Here is a 26013-nt window from a genome sequence, read left to right as displayed (position 1 = left end):
ATCATCATGCGGCCCTCGTGCGAGACAGCAGCACATCTGCTTCATAGGCCTTCAACATTCTGCGGGCTGCAGGGCTGTAGCCCTCACCCGTTTGCGTATCCAGCTCTGGGAAAATGGTTGTAATCTCATCAAGTGTTTCCGCCTCGAAGATGTTGTCGATCTGCGGGCCGGGCAGAAAACTCTCGGTTTCCAAACCTTGCGAGAAAACAATTTGGTGCCTGTCAAACAGCATGTGAAAGTACTGCACTGTGCCACCAACCTGCCGTGTGATTGTACGGTCGTTCACAAGGTCTTTTGCGGCGATGAGTACTTCTGTGTCGTCAAACAACAGCTCTGCCAAGCTGTCCCTGACCAAGATCCGATGCTGCGGCGAAACCAGCAAGGCAAGGTGATCACCAAGCGCTCCCGCCTCAATCCGGATCGGGGCAAGATTTTCGAGGGCCGGAACTGTGCGATTGCCAATCCACCGAATGGGCTGGGCACCATTGTCAAAGGTCTCGACCATATCGCCCGCTTCCAGATCTTCCACGGGTACATCCCCATAAGGCGTGCGGATCAACGTTCCCTTTACAAAACACGGGGCGGCATTGATCGTCACATACCCGACATCCGTCACACCCGCGTCGTTCTCGATGGTGTAGGTGATATTCGAGGTTTCGGTATCGCCATCGGATGTGAACGTCAGAGTCCCGTCACCATTCGCCGTAACGGTTTGCCCGTTTGGCAAAGGAATCGGCACCCCAACAACAACGGCCGCGCCGTTGATATGCGTAATCGTCAGCGTACTGCCGGTGTTCGAATCGTTGGCAATCACATTGACGGTTTTGGTGGCGTTGATACCCATATTCACGGTATCAGTTTCGGCAATTACCGCCGTCTGAACCGAGTCTGCTGCAATCAGCAGGTTTGAGTCATAACTCGCGTCAGCAACATCAGCGATTGCGATGCGGATGGTGTTTTCCTCACCCGGATCAACATCCATCGTCAACGTCATGGTGATCGTGAAACCATCCATTTCGGTATTGTAAGCGTCGCCGGTGTTATCGATGAACAGGCTTTCGTTTTCACCATCGTTCACGTTGCCGGGATCGACATCACCATTCCCGATATCCATCGGCACAAGCACGTCATTGACCCAGACCGCCACAAAGTCCTGATAAACCGAATTTACGTATTCAGGGTATTCTTCCGACGCGAAGACAAATTGCATTGTCATTGTATCGCCGGTCGGGATGAAAGTGACGTCAAGATATGCAGCATCATAGGTGCTGGTGCCGGCAATCGCGTTGAACTCGGCAACGTTGTTTGGTCCGCTCGAGCTGGTTGTTTGGTTTGTATCCTGGTTGTATTCGCCATTTCGGTTGGCGAAGTTGCGTGCATCACCTGTGGAAAGAATTACACCAGAATCACTCGGGGCGACCCCGGGAGAAACAGTATCCGCGTTAGAGTAAATCCCAGATGAATCACTATCACCTGTATATGTCGCCTCCTCGACAGAAACACCGTCGCCGAAAATGGCTTCCGCCATCTCCATTGCATTTGCAGAGCGATCTACTGGTAACCTTGCCATATTTAAAGCTGCCTCACTTGGTAAAAGCAGAGACAAAGCGCACGCGCAGCCATCCGGACAAACCGGATTATTAAGTATCGAATGCCGCCTGACTGCTCGATCGGGAGGATTCTATGGGATGGCCATTCGGCCTTACTGCGATGTGACCTGCCTCGGTCTTATATTATTGAAACCACTAAACAGCACTTTGAATGTGTTGTTAAGCCTTTTGGCAGTGAGCCACTGAAAAATCAGGCCTTTTTGTGGCTTTCCGGGCTCACGCCCTTGTGCGACAACTGCGGTGAGCCCTTCTTTGTCCAAATGAGATAAGCCATGTCCGAAATCGATGCTGTTGCACTTACTGCTGACTTGATCCGCTGCCCCTCTGTCACTCCGAACGAGGGCGGAGCGCTGGTGTTGCTGGACGCTTTGCTCGCAGATGCAGGGTTTGAATGCACCCGCGTTGACCGTGAAGGAATCAGCAACCTGTTCGCACGTTGGGGTGCCAAGGGTCATGACCGGACCTTTGGTTTCAATGGTCACACGGATGTGGTTCCTGTCGGAGACCAAGCGGCGTGGACAACCGATCCCTTCGGGGCCGAGGTCAAAGACGGCATCATGTTTGGCCGTGGTGCCACCGACATGAAATCCGGTGTTGCAGCCTTTGCCGCCGCCGCCATTGATTTTGTGCGTGATACCCCCCCCGACGGGTCAATCATTTTGACCATCACAGGTGACGAAGAGGCCGACGCGATTTACGGGACAACGGCCTTGTTGGATTATATGGACAAGACGGACGAAAAAATGTCCGTTTGCCTTGTTGGCGAGCCGACCTGCCCCAACGATATGGGCGACATGATGAAGATTGGCCGCCGTGGGTCCCTGACCGCGTGGTTCACTTTCAAGGGCAAGCAGGGGCACTCGGCCTACCCGCATCGAGCAAAGAACCCCCTACCAGCTATGGCGGCGCTTATGCATCGTCTGGCCTCGCACACACTGGACGAAGGAAACGCGCATTTTGATGCGTCGACGCTCGCGGTCGTTACAATGGACACCGGCAACCCCGCGACCAACGTCATTCCCGCAGAGTGTCGCGCGACGGTGAACATTCGGTTCAACGACATTCACAGCGGCGAAAGCCTGACATCATGGCTTCATGCCCAGCTGACCGGCGTGAGTGAGGAAACGGGTATCGATATTGACGTGAACATCAAAGTGTCAGGAGAAAGCTTTATCACTCCTCCGGGCCCGCTGTCTGATCTGGTAGCCAACGCTGTTCAGGCAGAGACAGGCCGCACTCCGGAACTCTCGACCAGTGGCGGCACGTCCGACGCCAGATTTGTTAAAAACCACTGTCCGGTTGTTGAATTCGGGCTTGTTGGCAAGACCATGCATCAGGTGGATGAAAACGTGCCAGTCGTTCAGATTCAACAGCTCAAAGCGATCTACGGTCGCATTTTGCGAGACTACTTCGCCTGAAAGCCGTGATGTCCTATCGTCCCCGCCTTGTTGTCATGATCAAAGTTCCACGTCCGGGGCGCGTAAAAACGCGCCTTGGCCGCGATATCGGCATGACAACCGCTGCGTGGTGGTTCCGCCACCAAAGCCAATCCTTGATCCGCCGCTTAACCAACCCGCGCTGGGATCTCTTTTTGGCTGTAGCGCCGGATCATGCCGGAATGAGCAGCCGCATCTGGTCGCCCAACATCCCTCGCATTCCACAAGGTTCCGGCGATCTTGGGGATCGTATGTCCCGCATTTTTCGCGAGCTCCCTCCCGGGCCGGTATGCATCATTGGCGCCGATATTCCGGGTATCCAAACCAACCACATCGCCGAGGCCTTTCAGGCGCTCGGGGACAATGACGCGGTCTTTGGCCCTGCCTTTGATGGTGGGTATTGGCTCACTGGTCTCAAACGCGCAGCGCCCGTTCCCGCCACACTGTTTGACAATGTTCGCTGGTCAACCGAACACGCCCTGACAGACAGTATCGAAACCCTGCACGGACAACGCATCGCGCTGATCTCAAAGCTGCGGGATGTGGACACGGTCGCCGACTTACCTTTTGCATAAACCAACCAAGTCGAAATCGCACAAAGCAACGCCTTGGCCCACACTCGTTGGGGCGTTTTACACATGACGCGGGTTTGATCCCATGCTAGGCCGATGGCATGCGCATCCCAACCAAAGAGGAAATCCTTGAGTGGATTTCCGAAAACCCGACCCTCACCTCGAAACGCGACATTTCCAAAGCCTTTGGTATCAAAGGGGCTGCGCGGATAGATCTCAAACGCATCTTGAAAGAGCTTGAGAGCGAAGGCCATCTCGAGAAACGCAAGAAGACCTATACCGACCCTGACCGGTTGCCGCCTGTGAGCGTTTTGCAGATTGCCGGACCGAATGATGACGGTGATCTGATGGCGCGTCCGCTGGAATGGCATGGAGAGGGCGCAGCGCCCGCCATTCTTGTTATCACCAAAGCCAGTGATCCTGCGCTGGGCGGCGGCGATCGCATTCTTGGGCGCCTCACCGCCGTTAAAGACGAAGACTATGCCTATGAAGCGCGCCTGATCAGGCGGATTGGCACCAATCCGAAACGCGTTTTGGGTGTGTATCGTAAAACCGCCGAGGGTGGCCGCATTCTTCCCATCGATAAAGGTGACGGCAAGGAATGGATGGTTCTTTCCGACGGCACCAACGGTGCAAGGGACGGCGAACTGGTCGAAGCCCAGCAAACAGGCCCCAAGGGCCGCATGGGCCTGCCTCGCGCCAAAGTGGTCGAACGGTTGGGCGACCCCAGTGCGCCCAAAGCCGTTTCGCTTATCGCGATCCACCAACACGGTATTCCCGATAGTTTCCCCAATGATGTCATAGCCGAGGCCGACGCGGCCAAACCCGCGCCGTTGCGGCAACGCGACGATCTGCGTGATATTCCCCTGGTTACGATCGACCCCGCCGATGCACGTGACCACGACGATGCATGCTGGGCGCATGCAGATGACGATCCAAAAAACGAAGGCGGCCATGTCATTTGGGTGGCGATTGCGGACGTGGCCCACTATGTGACGCCTGGATCCGCGCTGGATAAAGAGGCCCGCAAGCGCGGCAACTCATCCTACTTCCCTGATCGCGTTGTGCCGATGCTGCCGGATCGTCTGTCTGGTGATCTGTGTTCGCTTCATGAAGGTGTGCCGCGCGCCTGTATCGCCGTTCGTATGCAAATCGACGCAAAGGGTCACAAGATCGGGCATCACTTTGTGCGTGGCATGATGCGGTCTGTTGCGTCATTGAACTATGCCGAAGTGCAACAGGCCCGCGACGGTGCCCCGAATGACCTGTGTGCGCCGTTGATGGAAGAAATCATCAATCCGCTTTACGATGCCTACGAAGCCCTGAAAAAGGCGCGCGCTGACCGGCAGCCTCTGGATCTTGACCTGCCCGAGCGCAAGGTCGAGCTGACCCCAGAAGGTCAGGTGGCCTCGGTTATGTTCCGAGATCGTTTCGATGCTCACAAGCTCATTGAAGAATTCATGATTCTGGCCAATGTCGCGGCGGCTGAAACTCTGATTGCCGAAAAATCTCCGCTGTTGTTCCGCGTTCACGAAGAACCAAATCCCGAAAAGCTGGATGCCCTGCGTGAAACAGCGCAATCGGCGGGTTTCAATCTCGCCAAGGGTCAGGTCCTCAAAACCCAGCATCTGAATTCGCTGTTGAATGCTGCTGCCGGAACCGAAGACGCAGAGCTTATCAATATCTCGACCCTGCGCTCGATGACCCAAGCCTACTATAGCCCGTCGAACTTTGGGCACTTTGGATTGGCACTCCAGTCATATGCCCACTTCACATCGCCCATCCGCCGTTATGCCGATCTGATTGTGCACCGTGCATTGATCACCGCCCACAAAGATTGGGGAGACGACGGGCTTTCACCGCAAGGTGTCGAGATGCTGGAGAAAACCGCCGCGCATATTTCAGATACCGAGCGGCGTTCCATGCTTGCAGAACGTGATACCAATGACCGTTACCTTGCTGCCTACCTGTCTGAACGCATCGGCAACGAATTTAGCGGTCGGGTAAGCGGCATCGCGCGCTTTGGTGTGTTTATCAAGCTCGACGAAACGGGAGCAGACGGCCTGGTCCCCATGAGAAATCTGGGTCGCGAGTATTTCAAGTACGACGCAGAGGCGAACATGCTGACCGGGTCGGAAACGGGGATGACCATCGGGCTGGGTCAGCGCGTCACGGTTCGCCTGACCGAAGCCGCGCCAGTCACGGGCGGGATCGCTCTTGAACTCCTGACGATTGATGACAAATCCATTGCGCGCTCGTCCCAAAACAGGCGCGGGAAACCTGTCCGCCGAAAAGGCGCAAAGGCCAAACGCAAAGCCGACAAACAGAAAAGAAAAGTCTCGCGTCGCCGTAACTAAAGTTTTGCAGTGATTTTCCGCCAGAACCGCTGACCGATAGGCGAATACCAGCGCCTAGTGGTGCAGCGTGCTTTCTCAAATCCTGTATTCGCGCTACCCTCATGTAAAAGAAAACATGAGGCAAACGATGCGAACACAAATTCCTGCAGTTTTGATTGCAGTGGGTTTTCTGGGGCTTCCGGCACTGGCCAACCCACCAAAAGAATCCCTGCGCCCAACGGCACGCGCGCAGGACCCCTCTTCTCAGGTGCAACTGGCATCTGCAGTGGTGCGCCCTGTGATGCGCCCCTCATCCACGATTGACGCCGCCCCCGCCGCCGAACCCACATCCGGGAACCTCGGGTTTCAGCGTTGGATCGACGGGTTCCGGCAACGCGCATTATCCTCTGGGATCTCCGCCAAAACCTTTGATCGCGCCTTTAGAAACGTCAAATACAACACGGACGTTATCCAGAAGGACCGCAACCAATCCGAGTTCACGAAAACGATTTGGCAGTACCTTGAAAGTGCCGCTTCCGAAAAACGGATCAAGAACGGCAAAGCCGCACTTCGAAACCATGCCCGCACCCTCGACGCGATCGAGCGGCAATATGGGGTCGACAAGGAAGTCGTCGTCGCGATCTGGGGCATGGAAAGCAGCTATGGCGAATACAAAGGCGATTACAACCTGATCGAAGCGCTTGCGACCCTGTCTTATGACGGGCGGCGTGGAAAGTTCTTTGAAGGCCAGTTGATGGCAGCTTTGAAAATCCTGCAAAGCGGTGACACCACACCCGGTAAGATGAAGGGCAGCTGGGCCGGGGCGATGGGCCATACCCAGTTTATTCCAACGTCCTATCTGGCCTATGCCGTTGATTTTACGGGTGATGGAAAGCGCGACATCTGGTCGAATGACCCCACAGACGCGCTTGCCTCTACCGCAGCCTATCTTCAACGCTCTGGCTGGCAAAAGGGCAAACCGTGGGGAGTTGAGGTCAAGCTATCCAACGGGTTCAACTATGGCCTTGCCAGTCGCAAGATCACCAAACCCCCATCGCAGTGGGCGTCGCTGGGCGTCACGGACATCAACGGACGTGCCGTACCAGACAGCTATGGCAGCGGTGCAATCCTGTTGCCGGCAGGCGGTCGAGGGGCCGCCTTCATGGTGTTCAAGAATTTCCGCGCCATCGAACGCTATAACGCCGCGGATGCATACGTTATCGGCGTTGGTCATCTGAGTGACCGTTTCAAGGGTGGCCCACCTATCAAGGGGAACTGGCCAGAAGGCGACCGTGCCCTGACCGAAAAAGAACGCAAGGAAATGCAACGCCGGCTGAATCGTGCGGGCTTTAAGGTTGGCAAGGTGGACGGCAGGATCGGTCCGAATTCGATGGATGCGATCCGCAAATACCAGACGTCCAAGGGTATGACGCCGGACGGGTTTCCGTCCTTTAGCCTTCTGCAAGCCATGCGAGGCGGCAAGGGGGGCTCGGGGTCGAGTTCGTCTTCCCAATCACCGAACAAGTAAAAGCGTCTCGACGGGGTCTGAGACGTTGAAAGACCCGAGAAATGAAAAGGCCCGCCAAACTGGCGGGCCTTTTGTCATTCCACTGTCCGAAGACTTAGGTTGGTGTGATACCACGCAGGCGCTCTGAGCGTCGGCGCAACATTTCCACCGTTGTCAGCAGACAAATCGAGATCACAACAAGGATGGTCGCAACCGCAAGGATCGTTGGAGAAATCTGCTCGCGCAAACCGGTAAACATCTGCCATGGAAGCGTTTTCTGACCCGCAGAGCCAACAAACAGAACCACCACCACTTCGTCAAACGATGTGATAAAGGCAAACAGACCCCCGGAAATAACGCCGGGCAAGATCAGAGGCATCTGAACCTTGAAGAAGGTCGTAACGGGATCTGCCCCCATGTTTGCCGCCGCGCGCGTCAGTGACCGGTCAAAGCCAACAAGCGTTGCAGTCACGGTGATGATCACAAACGGAATACCCAAAGCAGCGTGTGCCAGAACAACACCAAAGTAGGTCCCTTGCAGTCCAATACGGCTATAGAAGAAGTACATGCCAGCCGCCGAGATGATCAACGGAACGATCATGGGCGAAATCAGGATCGCCATAATCGCCCGACGAAACGGCACGTGCGGTTGGCTCAGGCCGATTGCGGCAAGTGTACCGAACCCAACCGACAGAACCGTTGCCATTGGCGCAATTGTCAGAGAGTTGCGCAGGGCGCTTTGCCACTGATCGCTGGTGAAGAAGTCACGATAGTGCTTGAGCGAATACCCCTCTGCCTCGAACCGAAGCATTTCAGGTGTAAAGGTAAAGAAGTCTTGCGCGTTGAATGACAACGGCATCACAACGAGGATCGGCGTGATCAGGAAGACAAAGATTACCCCGCAAATGACGCGGAAGGTAAAGTGCCACAGAACCTGTCCAGATGTCAGATATGGCGCAAGCCGCGAACGGTACCGGCCTGTCGCAAGCCAGAACACGAACCAACCGAAGAACAGCCCAAACAGCGCACCGATTATTCCGGCAGGCAAGCCGCCAATAGCGAAGCCGGCAATGCCACACGCGACCAGTACAACCGCGCGGACGATCTTTTCTTTTTCAATCAATCCAGTGCTGACAAATCCAAGGATAGCCATAAGCAGCGCGCCCACGACGATCCCCAGAAGGCCAGAGCCTTGCGCTGTGCCAACAAAGAGGCCCGCAAAGGCACCCGCCGCAGCAGAGACAGAGGCTGTGAAAGTCGGGGTTTGTTTTTTTACAGGAGTCAAAGCCATTTCAATTATCCCAACTTCACGTTGTCGATGCCGACAATTTTGTCATAGGCCCAGTACAGTCCCAAAACGACCACCAGCAGGATGGTGCCCAACGCCGCAGCGAGACCCCAGTTCAACGATGACGAAATATGGAAAGCGATCCGGTTCGAGATGAACACACCTTTGGTGCCACCAACAAGTTCCGGTGTGATGTAGTAACCGATCGACAGAATGAACACGAGGATCGAGCCAGCGCCAATACCCGGAACGGACTGGGGGAAGTAAACCCGCCAGAAAGATGTCCAGTTGGTTGCGCCCAAAGACTTGGCCGCGCGCAGATAGGTTGGGTTGATCGTTTGCATCACGGAATACATTGGCAGGATCATGAAGGGCAAAAGAATGTGCGTCATTGCCACGATCGTACCAAACTGGTTGTTGATCATCACAAGTCGCGCATCATCTGCAACCAAGCCCAGCCAGACCAGCGTTTCATTGATCACGCCCTGCTGTTGAAGCATAACCTTCCACGCGGATGTCCGCACAAGCAATGAGGTCCAGAAGGGCAACAAAACCAGGATCATGAGTAGGTTCGCTGATCTTGAGGGCAAGTTCGCCAGTATCCACGCGACCGGATATCCAAGGATGATACATGACGTGGTAATGGCCAGCGACATAATCAGCGTACGAATGAACAACGTCCAATAGATCTGTTCGTTTTCGGGCCGCCACTCGGCGCCATCAGCGCCCTTTTTCATATCGGCCGCGTTCAGGAAGTACCCGTTGGTCAACTTCGGCGAATACACTTGAATTGTGCGCCAAACGTCCGGACTACCCCAGTTTTTATGGATATCCAGGAATTTTTCTTTGAAGGGCCCATCATTCTCGATGTCCCACTTTTTGGCTTTTCGACCAGCCTTACGGAAAAGCGACGAAATACCGGGATTTTCATAGTTCAGACGCGATCCGACGCGCGTGTGCAACTTGGCCTCGGCTGCGATTTTCATGTCCTCAGCCAGCGCTGTGAACACCTCTTCGTCAGGGGCCTCGCCGCTTTCTGAATCCCAATCAGCCAGAGCAACCACAGTGCGCGGCAGCGTTTCTGATACGATCTGGTTTTCGACCGACCGGAACAACATGTCTGCAATCGGTAGAATAAAGGTAAGCAGAACAAATAGAAGCAGCGGTGCGATCAGCATCAGTGCTCGGATTTTCTGCATCCGGAGCGCGCGAGCGAGGCTACGCTTCAGTGGCGTGCCGTCAGCGGCCAGAACCGGTCCGGAATTGGTGGTGTCGCTCATGGGTGTCCCCGTTGGTCATGCGCCGTTCTTTTTCAGCGTCAGGATGGGCCCTGCGTGGGGCGCCTTTGATTTTATGGGCAGAAGGGCGCGGGGCGCCCCTCTGCAAATGCTTGAAAACGGCTTACTTAGCCAACCACGCCTGGAACTTTCCGTCCAGATCGTCACGGTTGTCTGCCCACCATTCGTAGTCATAAACGTGAACGTTACCGGCATTGGCTGGATCGGTTGGCATGTGTGGTGCCATGTCGATGCCCAACTCGGCGTGCTTGCCAACGAGTGGAGCCGACGATGCACGTGCAGGACCATACGAGATGTATTTAGCCTGATCAGCCAAACGCTGGGTGTCTGTCGCGAACTTCAGGAAGTCCATTGCGCGCGCTTTGCGGTCTTCTGGAAGACCAGCAGGCATTACCCAACCGTCAAGGTCAAACGACTGCATGTCCCAAAGCATACCAATTGGCTGGTTTTGCTCTGCGATTGCAGAGAACAGACGACCGTTATAGGTCGAACCCATTACGACTTCGCCGTCAGCCAGAAGCTGTGGAGTTTCTGCACCTGCAGACCACCAAACAACGCTGTCTTTGATTGTGTCCAGTTTCGCCAGAGCTTTGTCGACACCTTCAGGAGTGCTCAGTGTGTCATAGATATCGTCTTTCGCAACACCGTCGCAGTACAGAGCCCACTCCATGTTGTCGATTGGACGCTTTTGCAGCGAACGCTTGCCAGGATACTTGTCCAGATCGAAGATTGCGCAAACCGAGTCAGGCTTGTCGATCAGGTCTGTACGGTATCCGAATGTGGTCGAATAAACGATCTGTGGAACAAAGCAGTCCGATACCAGCAGAGCGCCGAAATCGTCCGATGCAGATGTGCCATCGGGCGCCGCTGCAAGATCATTGTCGTGATCGATTTCTTCTGCAAGGCCTTCATCGCAAAGACGCATCGAGTCAGACGCAACAGCATCAACCAGATCCCAGGTTACGTTTCCGGCTTCGTTCATGGCACGAAGTTTCGCAACTGCTTCAGCAGAGCTTTCGTCCCAGATAACTTTCAGGCCGGGGTTCATGGCCAGATATGGTTCAACATATGCTTTGTGCTGGCTGGACTGGTATGCACCACCCCAAGATACCAGGGTCAGTTCGTTCGACATGTGACCGTCGGCATATGCCATTGGCGCACACAATGCGGTCGTTGCCGCCAGTGCCGAAAATTTACTGAATTTCATATTCACTCTCCTTGTTGAATTCGTATTTTTTTTGCGGTCCCCGCCTCCCAACGGGGGACTGTCGCGCGCTGGATCAGGCGTCCAGCGCGCGACAGTCTTCTGACAACCAACCGATTTCGATTTGCTGTCCTGGTTTCAGACGCACCTGATCGGGTGCGTTCCGAGTCTTGATGACGAACTCGTCGTTTCCAGCAACCCGCAGACGGGTCCGGAAAATATCGCCCATATAAATGAACTCGAGAACTTCAGCTTTGAGCGTATGAGCGCCTTCTTGCAGGCGTTCCTTGTTATATTCGACACGTTCGGGACGGATCGAAACCCGTGTGCGGGCACCGGGAACAACTGAATCGTGCACCGGTTTACAGTCGATAAGCTCACCACCGTCCAGCTGAACCAAAGCAAGCCCGTTGTTGATCTCTTTCACAACGCCTTCGAGGGTGTTGTTCTCACCAATAAACTGCGCAACGAAGCTGTTTTTGGGCTCTTCATAAAGCGTGTCCGGCGGATCCAACTGCTGAATGCGGCCATCATCAAACACCGCCACGCGATCGGACATTGTCAGGGCTTCTGTTTGGTCGTGCGTCACGTAAACAGTGGTAATGCCCAGTTCATGCGCCAGGTGGGTGATTTCAAACTGCATTTTTTCGCGCAGCTGTTTGTCCAAAGCGCCAAGCGGCTCGTCCATCAGAACCAGTTCGGGTTCGAACACCAAGGCGCGCGCCAGCGCAACACGTTGTTGTTGACCACCGGAGAGCTGTGCTGGTCGACGACCTCCAAAAGCACCCATTTCAACCATGTCCAGCGCGCGTTTGATTTTCTCTTCGCGCTCGGACTTGCCCATCTTGCGAACTTCGAGCGGGAAGCTGAGGTTCTCGGCAATGGTCATGTGTGGGAACAATGCATAGTTTTGGAAGACCATGCCGATGCCGCGTTTGTGCGGTGGGATGTTGTTGATTTCGCGTCCGTCCAAACGGATTTCGCCGTGTGTGGCGGTTTCGAAACCAGCAAGCATCATCAGGCAAGTGGTTTTGCCGGAACCGGACGGCCCAAGCATGGTCAGAAACTCGCCCTTCGGCATTTGCAGGTTAAGGTCTTTGACGACGAGCGTTTCGCCATCATAGCTTTTCTGGACGCGAGCGAATTCAACGAACGCGTCATTCGTTGCGGTATCAGCCAATTAAAGGCTCCCTGAGTAAATTTCCGGCAGATTAGGTCTGCGCTTGTGCTGCGAATGTAAGCACACCTGTGGCGAGATGTGAACACCGCGTTGTGGCTTTGGAGGCTAAGTGCGGAAAACCGACATTCGGCGCCGATTTGCGACAGTTTAGCAGAAAAATCCGCCAAAAACGAACCTAACGTCAGCTTTTTCGCCTTAGGAAGAAAATTTTACAACGATGTAAATTCAAACAAAGTGGTTCACATGTGCACCAGCGACTGCATTTAGATCAAACTCCGGTCAGAGAATCGGTCATCGATTAGGCATCGGTCAATTTTTACAGGTGAAGTTTTCGGCAAACCCGTCCGGCTGCCGTGAAAAAGAAAATCGCGCCCACTGGTTTATCCAATGGACGCGACTCGAAAGTGAACGATGTGGAATCGCTTTGACCCGATTAGGCGTAAAGCCCTTCATCCTTGATCTGCTGCAACGTCAGGTCCAAGGCCTTGGTCGCGCGTTCGATCAATGTATCGATCTCGTCTTTGGTGATCACCAGCGGTGGTGAAATCACCATGCGATCCCCGACGTGACGCATGATCAGATTGTTGGCAAAGCAGTGCTCACGGCATTTGAAGCCAATTGTCCCCACATCCGCTTTGAACGCTGCCCGTGTTTCTTTGTTGGGTGTCAGGGCAATCGACCCCATCATGCCAACAATTTTGGCCTCTCCGACCAACGGATGGTCTGCCAGCGCTTTCCATTTCTTCTGAAGGTAAGGACCGGTGTCTTCGCGGACCGTTTCAACAATCTTTTCTTCTTCGAGAATTCTGAGGTTTTCCAGCGCAACCGCCGCTGCAACAGGGTGACCCGAGTAGGTGTAGCCGTGATTGAATTCCGTGCCACCAATGACCGCCGCGACCTCGTCAGACAGGATTGATGCCGCAATTGGCGCATATCCAGAGCTGAGACCCTTTGCGATCGTCATGATATCGGGGCGAATGTTCAGCGTTTGCGATCCGAACCAGTTGCCGGTCCGACCGAAGCCACAAATCACCTCATCGACGATCAAGAGAATTTCGTATTTGTCGCAAATCCGCTGAATTTCAGGCCAGTAGGTGTCAGGCGCCACGATAACACCGCCAGCGCCCTGGATTGGCTCTGCGATAAAGGCTGCAACCCGATCTTCACCAAATTCAAGAATGGCTTTCTCAAGCTCTTGTGCCCGCTGCAAGCCAAACTCGTCGGGGCTCATGTCCCCACCTTCGGCGTACCAGTTTGGTTCATCGATGTGATGAACATCCGGAATAGGCAGCCCACCCTGAGCATGCATGCCGCTCATACCGCCAAGGCTGGCACCCGCCATGGTCGAGCCGTGATAGGCATTCTTGCGGCTGATCACGACTTTCTTTTCGGGTTTGCCCTTCTCGGCCCAATAGGTCCGCACCAAACGCAGGTTGGTGTCATTTGCTTCGGATCCGGACCCGCCAAAGAAAACGTGGTTCAAATCACCGGGTGCCAGTTCCGCAAGCTTTGCTGACAGCGCGATCACCGGCACGTGGGTCGTTTGGAAAAACGTGTTGTAGTAAGGCAGCTCTCGCATTTGGCGTGCGGCCACATCGGCAAGCTCTCCACGGCCATAGCCGATGTTGACACACCACAAACCCGCCATCGCATCCAGAATTTCGACGCCTTCGGAGTCAAACAAAGAGACGCCCTTGGCACGCATAATGACACGTGCACCTTTAGAGGTCAGTTCGTCTTGGTTGGTGAATGGGTGAACATGGTGCGCGGCGTCCAGCGCCTGCAGTTCGGCCGTCGGCATCTGGTTTGTGATCATTTCCATGACAGTCCTCGCGAAATCTGGAAAAGGGACTTCTCGTCCCGACATTGTCTGACTGCCAGAATATGATCAAATCTTTTTGTGTCAATCACGAGCTGCGCATCTGATCACAGATTCAGCGAATCTTTTACCTGCTGCATCCCCTGCATAACGTCTTGGCGGATTGCTTCGGCCGCCCTCGCTCCATCTCCGACACTCAGGGCTTGCAAGGTTTCTTTATGTTCATCCGGTAGATTCTGGGTGCCAATCCGCCCGCAAACCACGCGCAATGAAGGGCCGAACCGCAACCACAAACCATCTGCGATTTCCGTCAGGATCGGCGATTGCGCAACGGCATAAAGCTTGGCGTGGAATGCATAATTGTGGCGCAGGTAGGCACCGACATCCCCGCGCGTGATTGCGGCATCAAGTTCATTATCAATTTTCGTAAGGGATTCGATATCGTCAGCGGTGATTATTTTCGCAGCACGACGCACCAGCTCTGGCTCAATCGCCTGTCTGGCATAGATTAATTCCTCAATGCCACTTGGTGTCGGCGTGGGCACGGTAACGCGACGGTTGCCTTGAAATTCCAAAGCACCTTCTGCGGTCAAACGGCGAATCGCTTCGCGCACCGGGGTCATGCCCGCCTCGAGATTTTCAACCAATCCTTGAATAGTCACAGGCTGACCAGGGGCAAGTTCTCCAAAAAGAATCTGTTCTCTCAATTTGAAATAGACTTGTTGATGGGCAGGGATGCGTTTGGGGTTTTCTGTGCCATACGCTACCTTTAGTGCCTCTTTTTCACTGCTCGCCATTTGTGCAATTCCACCTTCCTCAATGATCTTTTGTGCGCCGTGGTGCAATCCAATGTTGCCATACGACGAAAACTTGATCAAATTATTATCACAACAAATCGATCCGGACGTTGTTCGGCGACCCAACGGGAGAAAAACATGAAAAAGACTCTGATCACTCTAACGACGACCGTTGCCCTTGGCGCGATGGCCGCACATGCCGAAGAGGTACGTGTCTACAACTGGTCCGACTATATCGACGAAGACCTGCTGGGCAAGTTCGAAGAAGAAACCGGCATCAAACTGATCTACGACGTTTTCGACAGCAACGAAGTTTTGGAAACAAAAATGCTTGCCGGCGGATCAGGGTATGATGTCGTGGTCCCGTCAGGTACCTTCCTGCAACGCCAGATTACGGCCGGCGCGTTTCAGAAACTGGACATGGCGCAACTGTCGAACAAGGGCAACATGTGGGACGCGATCGAAGCACGCACAGCCAAATATGACCCCGACAACGCCTACTCGATCAACTACATGTGGGGCACCACCGGTATTGGTGTGAACGTTGGCAAGGTTCAAGAGGCGCTTGGTGCCGATGCTCCTATCGACTCGCTGGCACTCGTGTTCGATCCGGCCAACATGGAGAAGCTGGCAGACTGCGGTGTGCACCTCCTTGATGCGCCTGCCGAAATCATTCCTGCGGCACTCGCCTATATCGGCGAAGACCCCGACAGCCATGACAAAGACGTAATCGCCAAAGTCGAACCCATTCTGACAGCGGTCCGCCCCTACATTCAGAAATTCCACTCATCCGAGTACATCAACGCTCTGGCAAATGGCGACATTTGCGTAGCAATCGGTTGGTCGGGTGACATCTTGCAAGCGCGCGACCGTGCTGCAGAAGCCGAGAATGGTGTCGAGATTGCATATAGCGCTCCTTCGGAAGGTGCTTTGATGTGGTTTGACCAAATGGCCATCCCGGTCGACGCGCCAAACCCGGAAGCAGCACACAAGTTCCTGAACTTCATCATGGATGCTCAGAACATGGCCGACGCTTCTAACTATGTGTATTATGCAAACGGTAACCTCGCGTCGCAGCCATTGCTGGAAGAAGACGTGATCGGTGATCCGGCCATCTATCCAAATGACGAGACCATCAAAAATCTCTACACAACAACGCCTTACCCACAAAAGGTACAGCGCGTCGTGACCCGTATGTGGACAAAAATCAAATCAGGCACCTAAGACCTGCTCTCGACCCGCGCAACTTTTGCGCGGGTCACTTTTAACCCACGGAGGCCACCGATGGCGATTGATGAATTCGCACCTTGGGAAGATCCTGAGGCCAAACCAATTATCCAATTCAAAAATGTCACGAAGCGCTTTGGCGATTTCGTCGCCATTGATGATCTGACGGTGGACATCTACGAAAAAGAATTCTTTGCCCTTCTGGGCCCTTCGGGCTGTGGCAAGACCACGATGATGCGTATGCTCGCAGGTTTTGAAACGCCAACTGAAGGCACCATTCTGCTTTCGGGCAAGGACATTGCGCCCGTGCCGCCCAACAAGCGCGCCGTGAACATGATGTTCCAGTCCTACGCGCTTTTTCCGCACCTTTCGATCTGGGACAACATCGCCTTTGGCCTGCGCCGCGATAACCTTCCCAAAAACGATGTGAAAGATCGCGTTGAAGAAATGTTGCGGCTGACCCGCATGGAAAAATTCGCGCGCCGCAAACCGCATCAGGTTTCTGGCGGCCAACGCCAACGCGTCGCTTTGGCACGATCCCTTGCCAAGGCGCCAAAGCTTTTGCTGTTGGACGAACCGCTTGGCGCGCTTGACAAAAAGTTGCGTCAGGACACCCAGTTTGAACTGATGGATATTCAGGAAAAAACCGGCACGACCTTTGTGATTGTGACGCATGATCAGGAAGAGGCCATGACCGTCGCCAGCCGGATTGCGGTTATGGACAACGGCAAAATCATCCAGGTCTCCACACCTGATGCGATTTATGAAACACCGAACTCCACCTATGTGGCCGACTTTATTGGCGAGGTGAACATCATCGAGGGCAAGGCCACATCGGTTGGAGAAAAGCTGAGCATGGCATGGGCAGAAGGACAGCCCGAAATCGTTGGCACCCCCACGACAGAGTTCGAAAAGGGGCAATCGGTCCATTTCGCAATTCGGCCTGAAAAAGTCTCTATTTCGGCGGAAAAACCCGAAACGGCCAACGCCGTTCAGGGCAAAATTCTGGACATTGCCTATCTCGGGAACATCTCGACCTACCACGTCGAACTTCCCGGTGGGCAAATCATCAAAGCGCAGGCCGCCAACAACCGCCGCCTGTCCCGTCGCAGCTTTACATGGGAAGACAACGTGTGGCTGGGATGGACGGACACCGCCGGTGTCCTGTTGGGGCGCTAGGATATGCGGCGTTTTGCTCTGATTGCTGTCCCGTATCTCTGGCTTTTGGCGCTGTTTCTTGTGCCCTTTGTCATTGTTCTCAAAATCTCTCTGTCCGACTCTGCGTTGGCAATTCCTCCGTACCTTCCCACTCTGGATCTCAAAGCGGGTTGGAGCGGCATCACGGAATTTTTCTCTCAGCTCGATTTCGAGAACTTCGTGTGGCTGACGGAAGATGATCTTTACTGGAAGGCCTATCTCTCAAGCCTGAAAATCGCGCTTGTGTCTACGGTTCTGACTCTGGCCGTAGGGTTTCCAATTGCGTACGGCATGGCGCGCGCGCCTCAACACTGGCGCGCAACCCTGTTGCTGTTGGTGATCCTGCCGTTCTGGACCAGCTTTCTAATTCGCGTTTACTCCTGGATGGGTATCCTCAGCCAAGAAGGCTATCTCAACCAGTTTTTGATGGGCATCGGGCTGATCAATGAACCGTTGATCATCCTGAACACCAACGTCGCGGTCTATATTGGCATCGTTTACACGTACCTGCCGTTCATGATTCTGCCGATCTACTCTGCTCTGGAAAAGCTGGATGAAAGCTTACTGGAAGCTGCAGAGGATCTGGGGTGCTCGCGCATGTCTGCGTTTTGGCTTGTCACGGTGCCTCTGTCGAAACAGGGCATCATCGCTGGCTCGTTCCTTGTGTTCATTCCAACGCTGGGTGAATTCGTGATCCCCTCACTGCTTGGCGGTTCCAAAACTCTCATGATTGGTAAGATTTTGTGGGAAGAATTCTTCTCGAACAGGGATTGGCCTGTTGCGTCAGCCGTGGCCGTTATCCTGCTCTTGATCCTCGTGATCCCGATCATTCTGTTCCAACGTAACGAGCAAAAGCAAAGGGAGGCAGAAGGATGAGACGTTTTTCTTGGTTCAACGCAACGTCTCTGACGCTTGGCTTTGCTTTCCTTTACCTGCCGATGGTCATTCTGGTGATCTACAGCTTCAACAAATCCAAGCTTGTCACGGTTTGGGCTGGCTTCTCAACCAAATGGTACGGAGAGTTGCTGAACAATGATGCCTTCCTTGATGCCGCATGGGTCACAATCAAGGTTGCTGTCCTGAGCTCTACCTTTGCGACGGTCTTGGGTACGATGGCGGCTTTGGTTCTGATCCGCTCGGGCCGGTTCTTTGGACGCACGCTGTTTTCGGGAATGATCTATGCCCCTCTGGTTATGCCAGAAGTGATCACCGGTTTGTCTCTGCTCCTGCTGTTCATCGGGATCGGGCTTGATCGTGGGGTAATAACAATTGTGTTGGCACACACCACTTTTGCAATGTGCTACGTCTCTGTGGTGGTCAGTTCACGCCTTGTCAGCTTTGATCAATCTCTGGAAGAAGCCGCACTGGATTTGGGCTGCTCGCCTTTTCAGGCTTTCCGGCTTGTCACTTTGCCGATCATTGCACCAGCAGTGATTTCTGGCTGGTTGCTGGCATTTACCCTGTCGCTAGATGACCTCGTCATTGCTTCATTTACCGCCGGTCCGTCTGCAACGACCCTGCCCATGAAGATCTGGAGCTCGGTTCGCCTTGGCGTTAGCCCGGAAATCAACGCACTTTCGACCCTGATGATCGGGATCGTTGCGATTGGTGTAATTTCGGCCTCGCTCATATCTAAACGGTCGGCGATCCAGCAACAGCGTGACGAACGTGCCGCAGAACGAAGCGATGACTAATGGATCGCATTTGTGATCCATTTGCGTATGGGGACGGTCCCCTCGACACGTGTTTCTGGTCTGAAACGGTGTCGGGCGAACCTTCTCCTGTTCTGGATCAGGATATCAAAGCGGATATAGCAATTATCGGGGCCGGTTTTACCGGTCTCTCAGCCGCTATTCGACTGGCCGAAGCAGGACGCAAAGTTGTTGTTCTGGAAGCAAAACAGCCGGGTTGGGGCGCCTCCGGTCGCAATGGCGGATTCTGTTGCCTCGGCGGCTCAAAACTTCCGGATGCGGCACTCAAACGCAAATTTGGGGCTTCTGAGGCGCACGAATATCGATTGGTCGAACGCGATGCCGTGAATCTGGTCGATAAGATGATCACGTCACTCGGCATTGACGTGGACCGGCACTCGGATGGCGAAACAATACTCGCACATCGGCCAAAAGACTTCACTGAATTGGAAGGTGAAGTTTCGCAGCTTTCCCAACTTTATGGCGTTGAGCCTATCTTGCACTCACAGCCTGATCTCGCGCACGAAGGTATGGCGGGGGGCTTTCACGGGGGCCTAACTATCCCGATCGGGTTTGCTTTGAACCCGAAAAAGTATGTCCTTGCCCTCACCGATGCGGCGCAAAAGGCGGGTGCCACGATTTTCGGTGATAGCGCCGTGACGAAAGTTCGCTCCGCCCCAACAGGATACGTTCTGGATACAGATGCAGGATCCGTGCAGTGCCAAAAACTCATTATCGCAACCAACGGATACTCTAGCGAAGACTTGCCGGATTGGATGGGCGGGCGGTTTATCCCTGCCCAATCAAGTGTTCTGGTGACGCGCCCGCTTTCATTGGAAGAGCGTGAATCGCAAGGTTGGACAAGCTATCAAATGGCCTATGACACGCGCAACCTTCTGCATTATTTCCGGCTGATGCCAGACGGCAGATTTCTGTTCGGAATGCGTGGTGGACTTGCCACAAGTGAACCCGTGCACCATCGCATCCGGCGCGAGATTCGACGCGATTTTGAACAGATGTTCCCTGCCTGGGCTCATGTGGATACGCCGCACTACTGGTCTGGGTTTGTGTGCTTCAATTTAAATCTGACGCCTTTTGCAGGTCGCGTTCCAGAGCATCCCGATTTGTATGCCGCGTTTGCCTATCATGGAAACGGGGTCGCCATGGGAAGCTATTGCGGCACTGTTGTGGCGGATCAAATCCTGGGCCGCGAAACGCTGCGGCACCCCCAAGCGTTGCAAACACCTCCTAAACGGTTCCCCGGCGGTCACTGGCGACGTGCAGGAATGTGGCCCGCTTATCTTGGCTACAAGCTTATGGACCTTTGAAGCGCTGCAACCTCATGCGCCATTGCATCGCGATACTCGGGACGCCCGTTCTCTGATTGCCACAGGCAATACGCCGCCATCCTCCAATGATAGAACGGCGCAAGCATTCGATAACGCTGTGCTACGTGCTCGTCTGCATAAGCATCAAAGAAGCCTGTTTCCTCAGCTTTCGTTAGCGGCCTTCCGCGATAGAGGCTCTGCATAGCAGGCGACAGGAAAATCGCGATGTCTTCGCACGGGTCACCAATTCCGGGGCATTGCCAATCGATCAAGGACAGCCCGCCCTTACCTTTGATCAGGTTTCCCGGCACGATGTCTGAATGCAACAATCCAATTTGTTCAGATGGGCCCACGCTGCCCACGGGTTCCATGCCTTTCAGCACGGAAGATCCCGAACACTTTTGCAGGATTTCGGTGGCGTGTTTTTGCAGTTCACGACTTCCGTTGGGAAGATGTCGAAGGTCCGCAGGATGGTCCAAACCGTGCAGATTTCGCATCAATTCCGCGACCTCTGCCACGCCTTCGCTCCACGCTGATCCGGGAATGTGCTTGAATACATTGCACACACCAGCCTCGCAGAGATACGTGCCGATCAGCTCTTGAGCGGGGAACTTACCTTGAAGAAATGTGAGAAGAGACGCTTCGGAATATGGGTCATTGGGAAACAAAGGATTGTTCGCAGGCCCACGATACAGCTTGACCACCAGCCCAGAAACATCCGCGCCTTGCCTAATCTGCCAGGTAAAGTTTGTGCGCCCGCCTTGCAGGGGCAGCCATTGCGCGCCTTCGTCTATTGCCAACTCGTCCAAAAGAAGTTGGCGCAAAGACTCTGGGGGAGATGATGAAAAATGTGCCAGAGCCTGTTCCCGCTTAGTGAGCGGCGTGACGCTAGTTCAGAAAACGACCCTCAGCAAGGCTCAGTCCGCCGCACGCAGCGCAAAAACGCTGGTTGAGGACACCTCTTGCCCGTTAGTCAGGACCAACATCGTATCGGATTGACCGCTTCGGGCCTCGGTCACACGTTGGTACGCCATTGCCGGGCTGGTTTCGATCAAATCACCAGCCGCATAGCTTTCTACAGAAAAGGAATAGAGACCTTGTGATGCTGTGCCATTTTGGATGTTAGCCCCGGACCAGGTGAAATCAGACTGGCCCAGCGCGGCTTGACGGCGATCAACCTCTAATCCATCGGCGTTTTTAACGCTTATCCAAATGTCATCCGCCAGATTGTCGGGCGACAAAGACAGCTGAACAGGGTCGCCATCGTAATAAACTGGCGCCTCAACCAAGACCTCCATACCAATCCAGTTGGCGTATTGCGCCAATCCAGAAGTTGAAATTTGAGAGGTCATCGCTTGCAACAGGTCGTTGGTCAAAACCTGCTGCTCAACTGACGAAAACGTGGCCAGTTGAACGGCATATTCTGATGAATCCACCGGATTGAGCGGATCCTGATTTTGCATCTGGACTGTCAGCATTTTCAAAAATGTCTCGAAATCAGAACTTATCCCGGAACTTACGCTGGAAGAGGAAGATATCTGTGTCGAAGTTGTCGCTGAGTTTATTTCCAATTGGTCTCTCCTACACTCTCAAATCCAACCCACCATCCGAAGCGATTCTGCGTGAACCGCTTTCTACTTCGGCAGCGTCTTCCAATGGGTCGGATGTTCGCAAAAATTCGGTATTTGGCTGCTCATCTTTTTCCCGATCTCCGAAAAAGAAAGAGGCCTCCTGAAAGCCCATTGAAAGTAGTTCTTTTTCTAGCAGCTGGTGGTGGCGCTTCATCAATTCCAGCGTATCGGCGCGCTCTGATTGAATGGTTATAGAAATTGCATTTTCAGATTGGGCCACCCGCATTTTAACATCTCCAAGCTCCTCCGGGCTAAGTCGAATTTCAACACTGCCATCAGTTCCTCGCTGGATTGCCTGAGCAAGCTGGCGCGAAACATCCGGCGCATCAAAACCCCTTGGGGAAGGTTGCGCCTCAAATGGCCCCGCCGCGCGCGAGGTCTGCTGAGGCAGCTCAGAACGATGGGGGGTTCCTACAACTCCTTCTTGTTGTAGTGAGTCTATTTTGATTTCCGCCTTACCGGACTCTGTTGTCTTTTGCTCTGTTGCTTTTTCGGGCATCACAGTCACAGCGGTAGGGGACACGTGATTGGTGTCGACTCTCGGAAATTGACCCGATTTCACTTTCTCGACTTCTGGCACCGAAAGCGCGCTGCTCGCCATCCTTGAGGTCGCTATGTTCTCAGCCGGCTCAGCTGCCCGAACAGGCTCGGAGAGACGAACGCCTTCCACTCTCGCATTCTCCAACCTCGGCGGTACCCGCGTCAGATCAGACACCTGAGGCGTCGATTTTGGGGCGCGAGGCGGTACATCAATTGGAATGATTTCCTCCTTAACAAGCGCATGCAAAGCGGGCTGGATTATCCTTCCAGGCGCCTCTGACACCCGCACTTGGCGAACTGCAGGCTCAGTTTTGACCCCAGTCTTTCCACTTTTTGTTTCCGACGCTCGCCCAAAGGGCTCAGTAAGGCTGGTTTGCGAACGTGACTCGACAGTCTTAATCGCTCCACCACGACTATTTTCAGAACTTTGTGAAGCAACTCTTTTTTCAGAAACTTGCGCCACATTTTCCAAAGCTTGTCTCTGAGAAAGCTCCACTTCATGCGCCGACGTTGCTGGCGGCAAAACAAAGGACCGACCGTTGTCTTGCGGAACCACACGTTTGCCTTCGTGGCCCATGTCTCCACCTCGAGACCTCAGATCGCGCAGAACCGGGTCTTCTGACCCAACACTAGTCAGTTCAACAACGGGCTTCTCAGAATGGGACAACCAAGGCGGCCCTTCTCGACTTTCCACAGGACGGTCCGGGGTGTTTGCCTCAAGCCCGTTCGTTCTTGCAACCTGTCCTGTCTGACCATCAAAAATGGTCTTCTCTTGCAGTACCGAGGTATCAGATTCGCCACGTTTTGATGGCAGAATATGTTGCGCGTTGCTATCCAATCCATTTTGGCGGTTAAAAGCAAAAGAAATCGCCGGTACTTCGTCGTCTTCGGAGCCTTGGACACCTGTGCCACCTTCGGTTTCTAGTTCGGTCTCATCCGGTTCCTGTTTTCCCTCGGAAATCACACCCACCGCGCTGGTTTGCTTTTGGCCCCCTTCGGTTTCCGTAAAAAGCCTTTCGAAGACCTCATTGAAGGCTACGCCGGCTGGTGACCCTGACAGCTCTTCGCTCACTATTTTGGTTTTTTCTGAACCAGAGCGGGTAAGTTCAAACCCGGAGCCAGAAAAGGACATTGTTGACGTCATGTGAATGCCTCGGAATTCTTCCTTCTGGATCGAATATGAGCATTAGGCGGTTACCATATGTTTACTGCCGCACTGCAATTTGAATGAAACCGCTTCAAATTGGAGATACCGGATGATTCACGAACACCCCTCGCCTCTTTTAACAGGCCCAAGGCAATCAGACCCACAGGCGCCGTTGCGAAAAGTTGCGCAAGACCTCGAAGCGACTTTTCTTTCCGAGATGTTAAAGTCAGCCGGGTTCGGCGAAACCTCTACCTCTTTCGGGGGTGGCGCAGGCGAAGACCAGTTCGCCTCTTTCTTGAGGAACGAACACGCCGCCCAATTGGCAAAAGCCGGAGGGATCGGTCTTGCCGAAACGATTTTTGAATCGCTGAAGGAGACCTCAAATGAAGGATGACTCTCTCGAACAGTTGCAACGTATCCTGGAAACAGAAAGAACAGCCCTATTGAACGGCCACCTCGATCAGTTGCACGATTTACTGCACGAAAAGGAACGCTTGCTGGGCAGCTTGGGGTCCGAAAACATTTCGCACGACAACAAGCTTTTAAACACGTTGCAGCAAAAAATGCTGCGCAATCAGACCCTTTTGGAGAATTCCCTGTTGGGCATCCGGGCTGTTGCCGATCGCGTTTCCTCTGTCCGAAAAGTTAGGGAGTCTCTGGAGACTTATGACAACAACGGGCACCGGTTGGAACTGACTTTGGGACAGGCAACCAAACTTGAAAAACGTGCTTGAATGAAAATTTCTTCAAATGCTTGGAAAAGCGGTTTTCCCGTTTAGCATTCCATTAGCAAATCTAACGACATGGTGGCTTTGCACCCACGAGGTGGCGCCGGACGAAAACGTAACGGCATGGGTCAGAATGGCACCCACCGCCCGATGAAAGGCGATTGTGAAACCTGGCGCAAAGCGCCGCAATTACCAAGGAACCACCATGTCCAGCATCTTGACCAACAGCAGCGCAATGGTTGCGCTGCAAACTCTTAAAACAATCAACTCGAGCCTCTCTGACACGCAAAGCCAGATTTCGACAGGCAAGAAAGTCGCCAACGCCACCGACAATTCGGCGGTTTGGGCAATTTCCAAAGTCATGGAATCGGACGTTGAGGGATTCAATTCCATTTCTGAAAGCCTGTCGCTTGGCCAGTCCACAGTCGCAGTTGCACGTCAAGCTTCGGAAACGGTAACGGATCTTCTGACCGAGATGAAAGGCAAGATCGTTGCCGCACAAGAAGACAACGTTGACCGCGGAAAGCTGAATGCAGATGTCAGCGCGCTCAAAGACCAAATCGACTCGGTTGTGGGCGCAGCGCAGTTCAATGGGTTGAACCTTGTCGATGGCTCCGCATCAAGTGCCTCAGTTCTGGCCTCGCTTGACCGCGATGCGTCTGGCGGTGTGTCGGCATCTTCAATTTCGGTCACTGCGCAAAACCTCTCGACCGGCGGCTATACGGCAAAGGCCGCGTTTACCGGCTCTGACGGCGTAGCTGCAGACAGCGCCGATGCATTCGGGTTTTCATTGGATGGCACCGGCGGAACCACCGATTCTGGAACGGTTGTAATCGCTGACCCAACCTATGCCGAAGGTGACAAGATTACTTTGCGTCTCGGAGATGAAGAAGTCTCCTATACCGTCACAGCTGACGATGCAGCCTCTTCGACGACAGAAGACATTGTCGCAGTTGGTTTGAAAGCGGCAATTGAAGCGACGGGCTCCGACCTGACCGTGGATTATGACAGTGCAAATCCGGGCGAGCTGGTCATCACTAATGACTCGACCGACTCAATTCAAATCAGCGGGCAATTTACCAACGCAAATTCCGGTGGTCTGGGTGCGTTGGCGTCGATTGACGTCTCAAGCTCTGCCGGTGCGACGGCTGCTCTCGGAGCAATCGAAACACTGATTGATACAGCTATTGATGCGTCGTCCGCATTTGGGTCAGTCGAAGGCCGGATCAATACACAGTCCGAGTTTGTATCGAAGCTCACCGACTCTTTGAAAACCGGGATCGGTTCTTTGGTGGATGCGGACATGGAAGAAACTTCCGCGCGTTTGCAAGCCCTTCAGGTTCAGCAGCAATTGGCAACCCAGTCGCTTTCCATTGCCAACCAAGCCCCACAATCGATCTTGTCACTCTTCCGCTAAAGATCATTGCATTCCAAGCACGGCTCACGGCTGTGCTTGGTCTTCCCCTCAATCCTGAAA

The 26013-nt window shown here is 53.9% G+C and carries 22 protein-coding genes; 12 read left to right on the top strand and 10 right to left on the bottom strand.

Annotated features, from left to right (window positions below; translation table 11 throughout):
* Positions 1-4: 4 nt before the first annotated feature.
* On the bottom strand, positions 5-1570 hold the full coding sequence (locus PH7735_RS18435) for a Hint domain-containing protein (protein WP_058312905.1): 1566 nt from the start codon (positions 1568-1570) through the stop codon (positions 5-7).
* Positions 1571-1882: 312 nt separating this feature from the next.
* Here PH7735_RS18435 and dapE point away from each other — a divergent pair, with 312 nt between their 5' ends.
* The 4 genes from dapE (at position 1883) to PH7735_RS18415 (ending at position 7482) form a co-directional block, all read left to right on the top strand.
* Positions 1883-3028 carry a succinyl-diaminopimelate desuccinylase gene (gene dapE, locus PH7735_RS18430; protein ID WP_058312904.1) on the top strand — a complete coding sequence of 382 codons (1146 nt, stop codon included), beginning with the start codon at positions 1883-1885 and terminating at the stop codon, positions 3026-3028.
* A gap of 8 nt (positions 3029-3036) precedes the next feature.
* Positions 3037-3621 (top strand): TIGR04282 family arsenosugar biosynthesis glycosyltransferase, encoded by a 585-nt coding sequence (locus PH7735_RS18425; protein WP_058312903.1) that lies wholly within the window; start codon positions 3037-3039, stop codon positions 3619-3621.
* 98 nt (positions 3622-3719) lie between these two features.
* On the top strand, positions 3720-5975 hold the full coding sequence (rnr, locus tag PH7735_RS18420) for a ribonuclease R (protein WP_058312902.1): 2256 nt from the start codon (positions 3720-3722) through the stop codon (positions 5973-5975).
* Positions 5976-6102: 127 nt separating this feature from the next.
* Positions 6103-7482, top strand: a complete 1380-nt coding sequence (locus PH7735_RS18415) for a lytic murein transglycosylase (RefSeq protein ID WP_233488354.1) — start codon at positions 6103-6105, stop codon at positions 7480-7482.
* A 94-nt stretch (positions 7483-7576) separates the two neighbouring features.
* On the opposite strand, the gene PH7735_RS18410 is transcribed toward PH7735_RS18415, so the two are convergent.
* From PH7735_RS18410 to PH7735_RS18385, 6 genes are all read right to left on the bottom strand, one after another.
* Entirely contained in the window at positions 7577-8752 is a 1176-nt protein-coding gene (locus PH7735_RS18410; RefSeq protein ID WP_058312901.1) for an ABC transporter permease, read from the bottom strand.
* Positions 8753-8757: 5 nt separating this feature from the next.
* Entirely contained in the window at positions 8758-10029 is a 1272-nt protein-coding gene (locus PH7735_RS18405) for an ABC transporter permease (RefSeq protein WP_058312900.1), read from the bottom strand.
* Between the two features lie 121 nt (positions 10030-10150).
* The gene (locus tag PH7735_RS18400) at positions 10151-11254 is read right to left on the bottom strand and encodes an extracellular solute-binding protein (RefSeq protein ID WP_058312899.1); all 1104 of its coding nucleotides are present in this window, start codon (positions 11252-11254) and stop codon (positions 10151-10153) included.
* 73 nt (positions 11255-11327) lie between these two features.
* Complete coding sequence (locus tag PH7735_RS18395) at positions 11328-12431, bottom strand: ABC transporter ATP-binding protein (protein WP_058312898.1); 1104 nt, start codon at positions 12429-12431, stop codon at positions 11328-11330.
* 433 nt (positions 12432-12864) lie between these two features.
* Positions 12865-14253: an aspartate aminotransferase family protein gene (locus PH7735_RS18390; RefSeq protein ID WP_058312897.1), complete on the bottom strand. Its 1389-nt coding sequence runs from the start codon at positions 14251-14253 to the stop codon at positions 12865-12867.
* A 104-nt stretch (positions 14254-14357) separates the two neighbouring features.
* Positions 14358-15047 carry a GntR family transcriptional regulator gene (locus tag PH7735_RS18385; protein WP_058313007.1) on the bottom strand — a complete coding sequence of 230 codons (690 nt, stop codon included), beginning with the start codon at positions 15045-15047 and terminating at the stop codon, positions 14358-14360.
* 138 nt (positions 15048-15185) lie between these two features.
* Here PH7735_RS18385 and PH7735_RS18380 point away from each other — a divergent pair, with 138 nt between their 5' ends.
* From PH7735_RS18380 to PH7735_RS18360, 5 genes are read left to right on the top strand one after another with little or no spacing between them, the layout of a single operon-like run.
* Positions 15186-16271 carry a polyamine ABC transporter substrate-binding protein gene (locus PH7735_RS18380; protein WP_058312896.1) on the top strand — a complete coding sequence of 362 codons (1086 nt, stop codon included), beginning with the start codon at positions 15186-15188 and terminating at the stop codon, positions 16269-16271.
* A gap of 60 nt (positions 16272-16331) precedes the next feature.
* Entirely contained in the window at positions 16332-17453 is a 1122-nt protein-coding gene (locus tag PH7735_RS18375) for an ABC transporter ATP-binding protein (protein ID WP_058312895.1), read from the top strand.
* Between the two features lie 3 nt (positions 17454-17456).
* Positions 17457-18347, top strand: coding sequence for an ABC transporter permease subunit (locus PH7735_RS18370; RefSeq protein ID WP_058312894.1), 891 nt, complete (start codon positions 17457-17459; stop codon positions 18345-18347).
* Positions 18344-19165 carry an ABC transporter permease gene (locus PH7735_RS18365; RefSeq protein WP_058312893.1) on the top strand — a complete coding sequence of 274 codons (822 nt, stop codon included), beginning with the start codon at positions 18344-18346 and terminating at the stop codon, positions 19163-19165. Before PH7735_RS18370 ends, PH7735_RS18365 begins: the two co-directional genes overlap by 4 nt.
* On the top strand, positions 19165-20490 hold the full coding sequence (locus tag PH7735_RS18360; protein WP_058312892.1) for an NAD(P)/FAD-dependent oxidoreductase: 1326 nt from the start codon (positions 19165-19167) through the stop codon (positions 20488-20490). The genes PH7735_RS18365 and PH7735_RS18360 overlap by 1 nt, the downstream gene beginning before the upstream one ends.
* On the opposite strand, the gene PH7735_RS18355 is transcribed toward PH7735_RS18360, so the two are convergent.
* The 3 genes from PH7735_RS18355 to PH7735_RS18345 all read right to left on the bottom strand — a co-directional run bounded on the left by PH7735_RS18355 (position 20469) and on the right by PH7735_RS18345 (position 23805).
* Positions 20469-21314 (bottom strand): phosphotransferase, encoded by an 846-nt coding sequence (locus tag PH7735_RS18355; RefSeq protein WP_082645317.1) that lies wholly within the window; start codon positions 21312-21314, stop codon positions 20469-20471. The two genes, PH7735_RS18360 and PH7735_RS18355, sit on opposite strands and share 22 nt — an antisense overlap.
* 93 nt (positions 21315-21407) lie before the next feature.
* Positions 21408-22061: a flagellar hook capping FlgD N-terminal domain-containing protein gene (locus PH7735_RS18350; protein WP_082645316.1), complete on the bottom strand. Its 654-nt coding sequence runs from the start codon at positions 22059-22061 to the stop codon at positions 21408-21410.
* 10 nt (positions 22062-22071) lie between these two features.
* A complete protein-coding gene (locus PH7735_RS18345; RefSeq protein ID WP_058312890.1) occupies positions 22072-23805 on the bottom strand; it encodes a flagellar hook-length control protein FliK in 1734 nt (577 codons plus the stop codon).
* Positions 23806-23917: 112 nt separating this feature from the next.
* On the opposite strand from PH7735_RS18345, the gene PH7735_RS18340 reads away from it, so the two are divergent.
* The 3 genes from PH7735_RS18340 (at position 23918) to PH7735_RS18330 (ending at position 25953) form a co-directional block, all read left to right on the top strand.
* Complete coding sequence (locus PH7735_RS18340; protein ID WP_082645315.1) at positions 23918-24202, top strand: rod-binding protein; 285 nt, start codon at positions 23918-23920, stop codon at positions 24200-24202.
* Positions 24192-24542, top strand: coding sequence for a hypothetical protein (locus tag PH7735_RS18335; protein WP_058312889.1), 351 nt, complete (start codon positions 24192-24194; stop codon positions 24540-24542). Before PH7735_RS18340 ends, PH7735_RS18335 begins: the two co-directional genes overlap by 11 nt.
* A 199-nt stretch (positions 24543-24741) precedes the next feature.
* Positions 24742-25953: a flagellin N-terminal helical domain-containing protein gene (locus PH7735_RS18330; RefSeq protein ID WP_058313004.1), complete on the top strand. Its 1212-nt coding sequence runs from the start codon at positions 24742-24744 to the stop codon at positions 25951-25953.
* Positions 25954-26013: the final 60 nt, after the last annotated feature.

Origin of the sequence: Shimia thalassica, from assembly GCF_001458215.1 — a bacterium.
GTDB lineage: Bacteria > Pseudomonadota > Alphaproteobacteria > Rhodobacterales > Rhodobacteraceae > Shimia > Shimia thalassica.
This window is presented reverse-complemented; position numbering and strand designations above follow the sequence as displayed.